This is a genomic window from Rossellomorea vietnamensis, from assembly GCF_008180415.1.
Lineage (GTDB): Bacteria > Bacillota > Bacilli > Bacillales > Bacillaceae_B > Rossellomorea > Rossellomorea vietnamensis_C.
In genome coordinates this window covers 85,990-97,467 of sequence record NZ_VTEI01000009.1, presented here as the reverse complement: position 1 = coordinate 97,467, position 11,478 = coordinate 85,990, and the positions used below count along the sequence as shown (strand labels likewise).

Below are 11,478 nucleotides of genomic sequence, written 5' to 3'. Positions count from 1 at the left end.
ACACACATATTTCAGTTGCTAAACCACCGCTAGAGGATATTTGCTGGAAATAAGTCCTTTAGCCCGCTAAAAGGGACAGTCCCCTTTTACACATTACCGTGCGAAAGAAGACTGTCCCTCTTAGTGCTTCAAAGTACTAAGCTGTCATTTATTATGGCGCTCTTCCAGCGTTTGCAGAATTTCGTTTAACGGGAGGCCCTGCTCCTTCAGCAGCACCAGCAGATGATAAAGCAGATCCGCGCTTTCCCATTTCAATTCCTCTTTATCGCGGTTCTTGGCCGCAATGATGACTTCGGATGCTTCTTCTCCGACCTTTTTCAGGATCTTGTCGACACCCTCTTCAAAGAGATAGGTTGTGTAAGCTCCCTCCGGCCTTTCGTCAAAACGCTCGGAAATCAGCTTTTCAAGTGTGGTCAGTATGGAACTGCCTCCACTTCCAGCCTTAGAAGTTCCATTTTCTGCTCTGTAAATACTCTCTTCGAAACAGCTTTCGCTTCCTTTATGGCAGGCAGGTCCTTTTGGCTCCACTTCCACAAGGACAGCATCCTGATCGCAGTCATATTTCATTTCAATGATTCTCTGGGTATTTCCGCTGGTTTCCCCTTTATGCCATAACTCCTGGCGTGAACGAGAGTAAAACCAGGTCTCGCCTTTCTCTATGGACAGTCTTAACGATTCTGCATTCATATAGGCAAGCGTCAGCACCTTCTTCGTAGAGGCATCCTGAACGATTGCCGGAACAAGTCCATTTTCGTCAAATTTAATTGTATCCTTGATAGCATTCATCTCACCACTACCTCCTTTCCCCGCAGGAATTCTTTTACCTGCCCAACACTGGTTTCTTTGTAATGAAAAATGGAAGCGGCCAGAGCAGCGTCTGCCTTTCCATTTTTAAAAATATCTTCAAAGTGTTCCGCATTGCCGGCTCCGCCTGACGCAATCACTGGAATCGATACCGCTTCACTTACGGCTTTCGTCAGCGGAAGGTTGAAGCCGTTCTTCACGCCGTCACTATCCATGCTTGTTAAAAGGATCTCCCCTGCACCCAGCTTCTCAGCTTCCTTTGCCCAGGAAACTGCATCCTTCTCCGTGACTTTCCGGCCGCCGTGCGTGAACACTTTCCACGTATCACTTTCCTCATCATACTTGGCATCGATCGCCACCACGATGCACTGCGATCCGAAGTAAGCAGCACCTTCAGAAATCAGTTCCGGCCTCAAAACAGCTGCCGTATTCAGAGAAACCTTATCGGCACCTGAGCGCAGGATATTTTTCATATCCTCCACCGAGTTGATGCCGCCGCCTACCGTAAAAGGGATAGCCAGTTCCGAAGCGACTTCTTTGACCACATCAATCATCGTTTTCCGGCCTTCATGAGAAGCAGAAATATCGAGAAAAACCAGTTCATCTGCTCCCTGCTCATCATAAAACTTTGCGAGCTGAACTGGATCTCCCGCATCGCGAAGCTCCACGAAGCTGACTCCCTTAACGACTCTGCCTTCTTTCACATCGAGACATGGAATGATCCGTTTGGTCAGCATGACGACACCTCTTCCACAGCTTCTTTCACTGAGAATTTCCCAGTATAAATTGCTTTTCCGACAATCGCGCCGGCAACACCACTTTCTTTTAAAAGACGAAGATCTTCCATTGAACTGACTCCGCCGGATGCAATCACTTCTTTACCGGTAGCTTCAGCGAGTTCGACAACAGCCTTCACATTAGGACCCGAGAGCATTCCGTCTGTTGCGATGTCCGTGAAGATGAACGTTTCCGCACCAGCATCCGCAAGTTCAATCCCTAAGTCAACTGCCTTCTTTTCTGACGTTTCGATCCAGCCATGCGTTGCCACATATCCGTCTTTTGCATCAAGTCCAATGGCAATTCTGTCTCCATATTTCGCGAGCCAGCTTTTCACCAATTCTGTCTCTGAAACAGCGAGACTGCCGATGATGACACGCTGAACACCGTTGTTGAGGTAATACTCAATGTCCTCTTCGGTACGGATGCCCCCGCCAATCTGGACTTTCGCACCAAGGTCGTTGGCCACAGCGAGAACGAACTGATCGTTCACACGGCTTCCTTCCTTCGCTCCGTCCAAATCGACCATGTGAATCCACTCAGAACCTTCGTCCACAAACCGTTTCGCCATCTCAAAAGGAGAATCTCCGTACACAGTTTCCTTGCTGTAATCTCCCTGCAGAAGGCGGACACATTTGCCGCCCCTCATGTCGATTGCCGGATAAATAGTGAAACTCATTGAACTCCCTCCCGTTCTAACGCCAGTTTTGTAAAATTACGAAGCAGCTTCATGCCAAGCTCACTGCTTTTTTCAGGATGAAACTGCATACCAAAAACATTTTCTTTTCCAACAACCGCCGGAACTTCTACTCCATATTGAGCAGCAGCCACTACTTCCTCAGGATCCTCCTCAGAAACATAGTAAGAGTGAACAAAGTAGACATGGTCTTCCTCCAGTCCTTCCAGCAGCGGTGAATCGTGAAGGAATTTGAGCTTATTCCAACCCATATGAGGAATCTTCATTTCCTCCGTCTGTCTCGGAATGCGGATGACACGCCCTTTTAACAGCCCCAGCCCTTCTGTGGAGCCATTCTCTTCACTCTCGTCGTAAAGAAGCTGCATTCCTAAGCAGATACCCAGCAGCGGCTTTCCCCCCGCGGCATACTCTTTTATGAATCCAATAAGCTCCTGCCTTGCCAGAAGAGTCATGGCATCGCGGAATGACCCGACTCCGGGAAGGAGAAGTCCGTCCGCTTTTTCCAGTTCCCTTCTATCCTCACTGATAAAATAAGGAACATCCAGCCGCTCCAGAGCCTTCGCGACGCTGAACAGATTCCCCATCCCATAATCGACAATCCCGATCATTTATAACATTCCTTTCGTAGATGGAACTCCTTGAATTCTCGGATCAATGGTTGTCGCTTCATCAAGAGCGCGTCCCAAAGCCTTGAACACCGCTTCAATCATGTGGTGTGTATTGTGGCCGTAGTGGACGATGACATGGAGGTTCATCCTCGCTTCCAAAGCAAGCTTCCATAAAAACTCATGCACCAGCTCCGTGTCAAACGTGCCTACTTTCTGGCTTGGAAATTCTGCGCGCATTTCAAGATGCGGACGGTTGCTCAAATCGACGACCACCTGCGCCAATGCTTCATCCATAGGAACAAATGCATTTCCGTAGCGCTTGATGCCTTTCTTATCTCCAAGGGCTTTCTGCAGTGCCTGCCCAAGGCAAATCCCGATATCCTCTGTTGTATGGTGGTCATCCACTTCAACATCTCCATTGGCATTCACATTAAGATCAAACTGGCCATGCTTCGTGAACAGATCCAGCATGTGCGACATAAACGGTACACCCGTTTCAATCTTTCCACTTCCGCTTCCATCTATCGTAAAATCAAGTTCAATCTGGGTCTCATTCGTCTTGCGGACCAGCTCCGCTCTCCTGCTGTTCTCCATGCTCTTCACTCCTTCACCGTATTAAAAGGGACAGTCCCTCTTTGCGCTTTAACGCGTTACCGTACGAAGAGGGACTGTCCCTTCCGCTGCGTTAATGCGTTAAAGTATTCATTTATTTCTTGAACCGAGATTCAACCGCCCTCGCGTGAGCTTCCAGTCCTTCGAGGCGGGCCAGTTTGGCGATTTTACTGTAATTGTCTTGTAGAGCTTTCTCGCTGTAAGATATAACCGATGACTTTTTCGTAAAATCATCAACGTTTAATGGCGATGAGAACCGTGCCGTCCCGTTTGTGGGAAGGACGTGATTCGGTCCCGCAAAGTAGTCCCCGACAGGTTCAGAACTATATCTACCAAGGAATATCGCACCCGCATGGCGGATCTTCGCCATTGTCACCATCGGATCGCTCGTCATGATTTCCAGATGCTCCGGCGCAAGATCGTTGACAACTTCCACGCCTTTTTCCATGTCTTCAACAAGATAAATCGCACCGAACCTTTCAATCGATTCTCCTGCAATTTCTTTACGCGGCAGGTCACTTAATTGCTCTTCAACCTTCTTCGATACTTCTTCCGCAAGCTGCCCTGAGTCCGTGACCAGGACAGCCGAGGCATTCTCGTCATGCTCTGCCTGCGAGAGCAGATCCGCCGCAATTTCGTCCGCTCGCGCCTTTTCATCAGCGAGAACGACGATCTCACTCGGACCGGCGATCATATCAATGGCCACATCGCCGAAAACCTCACGCTTGGCAAGAGCCACATAGATATTTCCCGGCCCGACGATTTTATCGACAGGCTCCACACTCTCTGTTCCATAAGCGAGAGCACCGATCGCCTGGGCGCCGCCGACCTTCCAGATCTCGGTTACTCCGGCTGTTTTAGCTGCTGCCAATACCGCTGAGGGAATCCGTCCGTCGTCTCCTGGAGGGGTCACCATGACAATTCGTTCCACTCCCGCAACCTTGGCGGGAAGAACATTCATCAAAACAGAGGAAGGATAAGCTGCTGTGCCGCCCGGGACGTAAACTCCAACTGAATCCAACGGGGTGATTTTCTGCCCGAGAAGAGTTCCATTTTCATCGGTATCAAACCAGGAATTTCTCCGCTGCATCCCATGAAAACGAGAAATGTTTTCGGCAGCCTCTTCAATAATTTCCATCATTTCAGGCCCAACTTCTTCTACCGCCGCATCGATTTCTTCTACAGAAACACGCAGCTCTTTTAGCCGCACCCGGTCAAATTTTTCGGTGTAATCTAAAAGCGCTTTGTCGCCTTGCGATTTCACTTCCCGCAGAATTTCCTGAACCGTTTTCCGCTGTTCTTCTGTGCCGCTGTCGATTGAGCGCTTAATCGATAAGCTTCCTTCTGCCTTTATAATCTTCATAAAAATTCCCTCCTTTTACACGCTGATGCTGCTGACAACTTCTCTTAACCTCTCTGCCAGCTCATCGATTCGTTCATCTTTCATCCGGTAACTGACCGGATTCACAATCAGCCTGGAGGTAATACCGACAATCTTTTCATACTCGACCAGCCCGTTTTCCTTCAAGGTCCTGCCGGTGGAAACAATATCAACGATCCTGTCCGCCAGCCCGATCATCGGTGCAAGTTCGATGGAACCGTTCAGCTTTATGATTTCGACTTGCTCACCCTGTTCACGGAAATACCCTGACGCTATAGCTGGATATTTTGTCGCGATTTTCGGTGCCACCTCATTCATTTTCGTTCCGGGAAGCCCGGCAACCGCCAGATAGCACTCAGATATTTTTAAATCCAGAAGCTCATAAACGTCTCTTTCTTCCTCAAGCATGACATCCTTCCCGGCTATGCCGAGATCAGCTACCCCATGCTCCACATAGGTAGGAACATCCATCGGCTTGGCAAGGATGAATGTCAGCTTTTCTTCAGGAACCTCGATGATCAATTTGCGGGAATCATCGAATTCAGGCGGAAGATTGAATCCTGCACGCCTCATCAGTTCCAGTGCTTCGTCAAAAATCCGCCCCTTTGGCATTGCAATCGTCAAATCTGTCATCGATCTTCACCGCCTTTACCATTCTTTCCGATAAAATAACTGACCTCTGTGAACTCCTTGGAAAACTCGTCAACATCCGTAATTCCTTTCCAATCCTGAAGCACCACACTTTTCCCCTCGCTTCTCAATTCCTGTGCAAAGGAAATCGCTTCGCCTCTTCGTTCTCTGCTGAAGAGCACGCAATGATCAGTGACAGGACTTTCAGCGAAACCCAAGCCTTCCAAAATATGATCCAGCTTAAGGGCAAAACCCGTCGCACCTGATTCCTTGCCGAACTTTTCCATCAATTTATTGTATCGTCCGCCGTTCCCTATCGGAAAACTGACATTCTCGGCGTACGTTTCAAACAGTATTCCTGAATAATAGCTCATATGGCTGACAAGACTGAGGTCAAATTTTACAAACTCAGCCAAGCCGTAATCTTCAAGAAGCTCTGATAACTCTTCCAGCTGCCCGATTGCTTCCCTGCCAGCCTGCCCCTCCATAAGGAGATACGCTTCCTGAAGCACTTCTTTTCCGCCCCTTATCTTCAAAAAAGAAAGCAGGCGCTGCTTATCAATCGAAGAAAGAGACAACTGGTTGACATGGTCTCGGAATCCGACATAATTTTTTTCATAGAGGAAGCGGCTTAATGTATTGGCCCGTTCTTCCGTTCCTAAAATTTCTTTGAAGAGTTCCCTGACAAACCCAATGTGCCCGATGGAAATCGTGAAATTCTTCAATCCCGCCGTTTTTAAGGAGGAAATCATCAAGGAAATCACTTCACCGTCCGCAGAGATGGTTTCATCCCCGATGCATTCGATTCCGACCTGCTCGAATTCTGCAGGACGTCCGCCTTCTCTCTGCTGGGCGCGGAAGACGTTCGCACAGTACGCAAGCCTTAAAGGCTGCTTATTCTGCAGCAGTTTAGAAGCGGCTACCCTTGCGATCGGAGCTGTCATATCGGGACGCAGCACAAGTGTGTGCCCTTGCTGATCCAGGAGCTTGAACAGCTGCCTGTCCAGGATGGCGGATGCCTCGCCGACAGTTTCAAAGTACTCGAGGGTAGGCGTTTCAATAAACTGATAACCCCAGGCTTTCATTGTTTCTTCCATCTTCGTTTTCAATGATGCTTTTGCTTGATAGAGATTCGGGAATGTATCTCTCATCCCCAACGGTTTTTCAAACATGAACAGCTTTGACATGACAACCACCTTTTATCTGAATTTTTACAGTATCCATTCATTATCCCACCGCAATCATTTTATTGAAAATATTTATAACCCTTTAGTTCGCTAATGTGCTAATAAGTTAAAGTTATATGTAGTGTAACGCCTTCCCCATGTTCCGTCAACCGAAAAACTTCTTTGGGTAGTTTGTGCTTAATTAGGGCAAGGCATTTGTGGGTTGCGAAGAAAAGTATGACTTTTTTATACGCTCTTTTCTCAAAGATTGTAGTAGTTAAAGGTAATGGAGTTCCGCTCCAGGCACGTGACTCCGCGGGGCGGGCGTTGAGCCTCCTCGGCTGCGCCTGCATAAAAAGTGGAAGCGCCCTGATCAGGCCCGACAGGCAAATGTTCCGAAGAGAAAAAAGGCGTTCTTTCCTTTTGTTCTCTTCGGGTTATTTGACCCCGAGGGGCTGGGCGCTGCAACTGGATTGCGGGGTCTCACCTGTCATCAAAAGTGGAAGCACCTTGGTCAGCCCCGACAGGCAAATGTTCTCAAGAGAAAAAAGGCGGTCTTTCCTTTTATTCTCTTGAGGTTATTTGACCCCGAGGGGCTAGGTGCTGGAACTAGACGTCCCGCTAGTCCCGCAAGAGGTCACAAGCCTTCCGCTCCAATCCCCTTATATAAAAGGGAGGGAGAAAAAATATTATTAAAAAACAACAATTTTTCAGAAAGGAGCATTTTATAGAAAGAACAGAAAAGGTTATCTCTTGAATTAGTAATAATCTCCCTTTCACTCACTGAATACTATTATAAATGCGGTTTAAAATTAGAGAATCCTCGATTACAATTAATAGTTATATAACTCAAATGCACTTGGGGGGCTTTCATGAAAAAACTTATCACTATAAGTAATATTGGTCTATTAGTTGCTATCTCATTATTAATATATCTGTTACTAGTTGGATTAACTGAAATGGTTTTTTCTGGTGAAGTCATGTTGTCAGCCTTTATTTTAATGATTATCATTAGAGGGCTTGAAGCACACCAAGAAGGTAGAAAAATCACCAGCCTTATTATATTCACCGTAAGTATAGCAATATTTATTATTCTCGTACTTTCGCTCTTTTAGTTGCTTTATGAGACTAGGCTGATAAGTGGAAGAGTTCTCAATAGTAAAATTACTAAAGGCAACAACCTAACAGGTTTATACAATAGAGGTGTAACCCTTTAAGTGGCTTATCCTTAATTGAGTAATCAGTTCCAAGGAAATAAGGGGATAATTTCCCGTTAAATGCAAAAATCCTCCTCAAATACAGTTATATAAGGGGAAATTTTCCCCTTATTCAAAGAAAAGTGAGCCCATTTCTCGTTATTTAAGTAAATAGCGGTAATTTCTCCCTCTATTCAAGCGTGGTTTTAGGGATTTTCCCTAAATAAAGGGAATTTCTCCCCTTATTATTCAAACTTTATTAGCGGCTACTGAACATGTACAACTTACGGTTGTGTACTAGAAACAGTGTAAGCGCCGCTTTATACTCTACAGGAAGAGGCCGTCTCTCCTTTTTTTCTTCAGTAATTAAAGACGGAGTCCGTTCAAGCGGTTACAGACCAGCTGGACATGGAGATATAATTGTTAAGTAATCTCCAAAATTAAAAATAAACCCCCTCGGCAAAAGCCAAGGGGGTTCGTTTCATTCATTCGTTCCATATATCTCATCGTCTTTCCATCGTTCGGCAAGTTCCTCTTTCGTGTAAATAACCTTCATAGGATTGCCGCCGGCAAAAGCGCCAGCCGGAACATCTTTATGGACAAGTGTTCCCGCAGATACAATAGCTCCGTCGCCGATCTTTATACCAGGAAGAATTGTTGTGTTGGCACCAATCATGACTTCACTCCCGATTTCGACATCACCGAGGCGGTACTCTTTTATCAAGTATTCATGCGCAAGGATGGTGGTATTGTAGCCGATCACGGTGTTGCGCCCGACGGATATTTTTTCTGGAAACATGACATCGAGCATAACCATGAGGGCGAATGATGTTTCTTTACCGATTTCCATCCTCAGGAATTTTTTATACATCCAATTTTTCATGCCTAGGAAAGGTGTGTATCTTGCCAGCTGAATGACAGCGAAGTTCTTGACCACCTTTGCAAATGGAACCGTCTTATACACATGCCAGAGAGAATTAGCCCCGTCAACTCGATAACGGGTCGTCCGTCTCATCGTTCTTCCAGCCCGACAACATCTAAAAGATCAGCCATTGTTTCCAGCATGAAATCCGGCTTATATTGATCCAGGTATTCACGGCCCTTTGCACTCCAGGCAACCCCTGCAGACAGTGTGCCGGCATTTTTCCCGGCAAGGACGTCATGGTGGTTATCTCCGACCATAATCGATTCTTCCGGCGTGGAACCAAGGGCTAACAATGCTTTCTGTACCGGTTCCGGATCGGGCTTGGCATTTACGACCTCATCGAGCGTGATGATGGCATCGAAGAATTGGTCTAAATTCGTCAGTTTCAATCCCTTTATGACCACATCGCGAATTTTGGTCGAAACGATCGCCAGCTTGTATCCGTTCTGGCTCAAAGTCTGAACCGTTTCAAAAACACCTTCGAATTCTGTCACGAGAGAATCATGTTTTTCAAGATTATAGGTTCTGTAGGTCTTGACCATATCTTCGACCCTATCCGGATTCACTTTTATAAAAGATTCTTCGAGCGGAGGGCCCATGAATTGCAGGACATCCTCTCGTTTGTACTGGTCAGGGAAATAGGTGTTCATGGTATGCAAGAAGGAAGAAATGATCAGTTCATTTGTATTGATCAATGTTCCATCCAAATCAAACAGCACTGTTGTAATTTTTTTGCTCATAGAGTTGCTTCCTTTCCTTTGGCTTTAGTCACTTCGACTCGTCTCCAAATATAGGCGACGGCGAGTGTCAGCAGAATGGCAGTCACCAGCCTGATGATCAAGAGCGGCAGCACCGGGATGCCGAGCGGGATAAAGATGAGGGTGTCTTCCACCACCGCATGGCAGGCAACAAGGAAGATGAACGCAATGGTTACGTCTTTCTTGCTTACCCCATCCTCTTCCACCGCCTGGATCATGACCCCTGCTCCGTACGCAAGACCGATCAGCAATCCGGCCGCCAGTGTGGTTGATGTGTTTTCATTCATTCCCATTGCTCTGGTGAACGGCGACATCCACTTCGAGAAGGCCGCCAGCCATTTTTTATCTTTCATAATCTGAAGAGCGATCATCAGCGGGATGACAATCAGAGCCAGCTGCAGAATTCCGTACGCTGCTTTTTCAAACGCGAGAAGGAAGATTCCACCCCAGCCTTCGGGATCAGCTCCCTGTGGAGGAACCATTCCATACTGAGCCAATTCCCCGCCTCCATTCCAGACCAGGTTGATTACTATGGCTGAAATGATGGCCAGCCCAAGTCTGACCATGACAATAATCCAAATTTTCACACCGACTTTAGCAGCAACCGTCGATTCAATCAGCAGATTATGAGAGAAGCTGAGCATCACTGCAACGATGAAAACTTCTTTTACAGTAAGATCAAGGGAAAGGATCCCTCCAATGGCTGCATAAAGGTTCAGGAAGTTTCCGAGAACGAGCGGAATCGCCGCATCCCCGGAAAGGCCGAACAATCGCATGAATGGTGAAATCTTATCGATGATCCACGGTAAAATCGGTGTATGCTGCAGCAGCACGACGATCATGGTGATGGGAAAAATGACTTTCCCCAATGACCAGGTTGTCTTCAGGCCGGCAAGCCCACCGTTTTTTACAGATGTTCCAAGCATTTTCCTTACTCCCCTTAAAACTGTTTTTCATCAAGTTTGTCTGGTGACTTGCTTAATATCAAACAGTTCTTGTTAAATTTCTCTAGGCTTCCACATCATTATAAGGCTTGGCCGCATAACCTTTCATTCTTCTGAAGATCCACAAACCGACCGCAAGCAAAACCAATACAATGGAGATGACTTGGGCGATGCGGAGCATTTCCGTCAGCATTAAGCTGTCCGTACGCATCCCTTCAATGAAGAAACGGCCGATTGAATACCAGATAACATAAGACAGGAAGAGTTCCCCGACTCTAAGATTCAATTTCCGGCGGATGACCAGCAGCAAAATGAACCCGGCAATATTCCAGAGCGACTCATATAAAAAAGTAGGGTGATAGTAAGTACCGTTTATATACATTTGATTCACGATAAAGTCAGGAAGCATCAGGTTTTCAAGAAATTGGCGGCTGACTTCCCTGCCGTGGGCTTCCTGATTTATGAAATTCCCCCAGCGGCCGATAGCCTGGCCAAGGATGATACTTGGTGCCGCAATATCAGCCAGCTTCCAGAAGGACAAGCCTTTTGCCCTTGTAAAAAAATAGGCAGTTGCGACAGATCCAATCAAGGCTCCATGAATGGCAATCCCGCCGTTCCAGATTTTGATGATATCACCAGGGTTTTGTGAATAGTGCTCCCATTCAAAAGCAACATAGTAAATACGGGCAGAAATGATGGCAATCGGAATCGCCCACACAATCAAATCGATGAATGTATCTTTCGGCAATCCCATCCGGTCGCTTTCCTTAACTGCGAAATATAATGCCAATGCAATGCCCAGCCCGATAATCAGCCCGTACCAATGTACCTGAATCGGACCAAGATCTAACGCAACCGGATTAATCGGTGTAATCGTAGACTCCATACCTCAAACACTCCCATTCTACATATCAAATCATTACTTAATGCTCCTTTAGTCCAGTAACGGGCTGCCTCACTAAGAGGGACTGTCCCTTTCA

General features: G+C 46.7%; 13 protein-coding genes. 1 reads left to right on the top strand and 12 read right to left on the bottom strand.

Annotated elements, in window-relative coordinates:
- Positions 1–144: 144 nt before the first annotated feature.
- The 8 genes from hisIE to FZC78_RS16455 all read right to left on the bottom strand — a co-directional run bounded on the left by hisIE (position 145) and on the right by FZC78_RS16455 (position 6,696).
- A complete protein-coding gene (gene hisIE, locus FZC78_RS16490; RefSeq protein ID WP_148941220.1) occupies positions 145–786 on the bottom strand; it encodes a bifunctional phosphoribosyl-AMP cyclohydrolase/phosphoribosyl-ATP diphosphatase HisIE in 642 nt (213 codons plus the stop codon).
- Positions 783–1,541, bottom strand: a complete 759-nt coding sequence (gene hisF / locus FZC78_RS16485; RefSeq protein WP_148941219.1) for an imidazole glycerol phosphate synthase subunit HisF — start codon at positions 1,539–1,541, stop codon at positions 783–785. Before hisF ends, hisIE begins: the two co-directional genes overlap by 4 nt.
- Entirely contained in the window at positions 1,535–2,260 is a 726-nt protein-coding gene (hisA, locus tag FZC78_RS16480; RefSeq protein WP_148941218.1) for a 1-(5-phosphoribosyl)-5-[(5-phosphoribosylamino)methylideneamino]imidazole-4-carboxamide isomerase, read from the bottom strand. Before hisA ends, hisF begins: the two co-directional genes overlap by 7 nt.
- Positions 2,257–2,886, bottom strand: a complete 630-nt coding sequence (hisH, locus tag FZC78_RS16475; RefSeq protein WP_148941217.1) for an imidazole glycerol phosphate synthase subunit HisH — start codon at positions 2,884–2,886, stop codon at positions 2,257–2,259. Before hisH ends, hisA begins: the two co-directional genes overlap by 4 nt.
- Positions 2,887–3,480 carry an imidazoleglycerol-phosphate dehydratase HisB gene (gene hisB / locus FZC78_RS16470; protein ID WP_148941216.1) on the bottom strand — a complete coding sequence of 198 codons (594 nt, stop codon included), beginning with the start codon at positions 3,478–3,480 and terminating at the stop codon, positions 2,887–2,889.
- Between the two features lie 112 nt (positions 3,481–3,592).
- Positions 3,593–4,861 carry a histidinol dehydrogenase gene (gene hisD / locus FZC78_RS16465; protein WP_148941215.1) on the bottom strand — a complete coding sequence of 423 codons (1,269 nt, stop codon included), beginning with the start codon at positions 4,859–4,861 and terminating at the stop codon, positions 3,593–3,595.
- Between the two features lie 15 nt (positions 4,862–4,876).
- Positions 4,877–5,512, bottom strand: coding sequence for an ATP phosphoribosyltransferase (gene hisG / locus FZC78_RS16460; RefSeq protein WP_148941214.1), 636 nt, complete (start codon positions 5,510–5,512; stop codon positions 4,877–4,879).
- The gene (locus FZC78_RS16455; protein WP_148941213.1) at positions 5,509–6,696 is read right to left on the bottom strand and encodes an ATP phosphoribosyltransferase regulatory subunit; all 1,188 of its coding nucleotides are present in this window, start codon (positions 6,694–6,696) and stop codon (positions 5,509–5,511) included. The genes hisG and FZC78_RS16455 overlap by 4 nt, the downstream gene beginning before the upstream one ends.
- Before the next feature lie 851 nt (positions 6,697–7,547).
- On the opposite strand from FZC78_RS16455, the gene FZC78_RS16445 reads away from it, so the two are divergent.
- The gene (locus tag FZC78_RS16445) at positions 7,548–7,790 is read left to right on the top strand and encodes a hypothetical protein (protein ID WP_148941212.1); all 243 of its coding nucleotides are present in this window, start codon (positions 7,548–7,550) and stop codon (positions 7,788–7,790) included.
- A gap of 562 nt (positions 7,791–8,352) precedes the next feature.
- Here the strand turns inward: FZC78_RS16445 and FZC78_RS16440 are convergent.
- The 4 genes from FZC78_RS16440 to lgt all read right to left on the bottom strand — a co-directional run bounded on the left by FZC78_RS16440 (position 8,353) and on the right by lgt (position 11,384).
- Positions 8,353–8,886, bottom strand: a complete 534-nt coding sequence (locus FZC78_RS16440) for an acyltransferase (protein WP_148941211.1) — start codon at positions 8,884–8,886, stop codon at positions 8,353–8,355.
- The gene (ppaX, locus tag FZC78_RS16435; RefSeq protein ID WP_148941210.1) at positions 8,883–9,536 is read right to left on the bottom strand and encodes a pyrophosphatase PpaX; all 654 of its coding nucleotides are present in this window, start codon (positions 9,534–9,536) and stop codon (positions 8,883–8,885) included. Before ppaX ends, FZC78_RS16440 begins: the two co-directional genes overlap by 4 nt.
- The gene (locus FZC78_RS16430) at positions 9,533–10,480 is read right to left on the bottom strand and encodes a nucleoside recognition domain-containing protein (RefSeq protein ID WP_148941209.1); all 948 of its coding nucleotides are present in this window, start codon (positions 10,478–10,480) and stop codon (positions 9,533–9,535) included. Before FZC78_RS16430 ends, ppaX begins: the two co-directional genes overlap by 4 nt.
- A gap of 82 nt (positions 10,481–10,562) precedes the next feature.
- Complete coding sequence (lgt, locus tag FZC78_RS16425) at positions 10,563–11,384, bottom strand: prolipoprotein diacylglyceryl transferase (RefSeq protein ID WP_148941208.1); 822 nt, start codon at positions 11,382–11,384, stop codon at positions 10,563–10,565.
- Between the last annotated feature and the right edge of the window lie 94 nt (positions 11,385–11,478).

What these genes read in the sequence shown, in the direction of transcription:
- hisF (WP_148941219.1), bottom strand. Translation starts at nt 1,541, where the DNA reads ATGCTGACCAAACGGATCATTCCATGTCTCGATGTGAAAGAAGGCAGA.
- hisG (WP_148941214.1), bottom strand. Translation starts at nt 5,512, where the DNA reads ATGACAGATTTGACGATTGCAATGCCAAAGGGGCGGATTTTTGACGAA.
- FZC78_RS16430 (WP_148941209.1), bottom strand. Translation starts at nt 10,480, where the DNA reads ATGCTTGGAACATCTGTAAAAAACGGTGGGCTTGCCGGCCTGAAGACA.
- ppaX (WP_148941210.1), bottom strand. Translation starts at nt 9,536, where the DNA reads ATGAGCAAAAAAATTACAACAGTGCTGTTTGATTTGGATGGAACATTG.
- FZC78_RS16445 (WP_148941212.1), top strand. Translation starts at nt 7,548, where the DNA reads ATGAAAAAACTTATCACTATAAGTAATATTGGTCTATTAGTTGCTATC.
- hisD (WP_148941215.1), bottom strand. Translation starts at nt 4,861, where the DNA reads ATGAAGATTATAAAGGCAGAAGGAAGCTTATCGATTAAGCGCTCAATC.
- FZC78_RS16440 (WP_148941211.1), bottom strand. Translation starts at nt 8,886, where the DNA reads ATGAGACGGACGACCCGTTATCGAGTTGACGGGGCTAATTCTCTCTGG.
- hisA (WP_148941218.1), bottom strand. Translation starts at nt 2,260, where the DNA reads ATGAGTTTCACTATTTATCCGGCAATCGACATGAGGGGCGGCAAATGT.
- lgt (WP_148941208.1), bottom strand. Translation starts at nt 11,384, where the DNA reads ATGGAGTCTACGATTACACCGATTAATCCGGTTGCGTTAGATCTTGGT.
- FZC78_RS16455 (WP_148941213.1), bottom strand. Translation starts at nt 6,696, where the DNA reads ATGTCAAAGCTGTTCATGTTTGAAAAACCGTTGGGGATGAGAGATACA.
- hisB (WP_148941216.1), bottom strand. Translation starts at nt 3,480, where the DNA reads ATGGAGAACAGCAGGAGAGCGGAGCTGGTCCGCAAGACGAATGAGACC.
- hisIE (WP_148941220.1), bottom strand. Translation starts at nt 786, where the DNA reads ATGAATGCTATCAAGGATACAATTAAATTTGACGAAAATGGACTTGTT.
- hisH (WP_148941217.1), bottom strand. Translation starts at nt 2,886, where the DNA reads ATGATCGGGATTGTCGATTATGGGATGGGGAATCTGTTCAGCGTCGCG.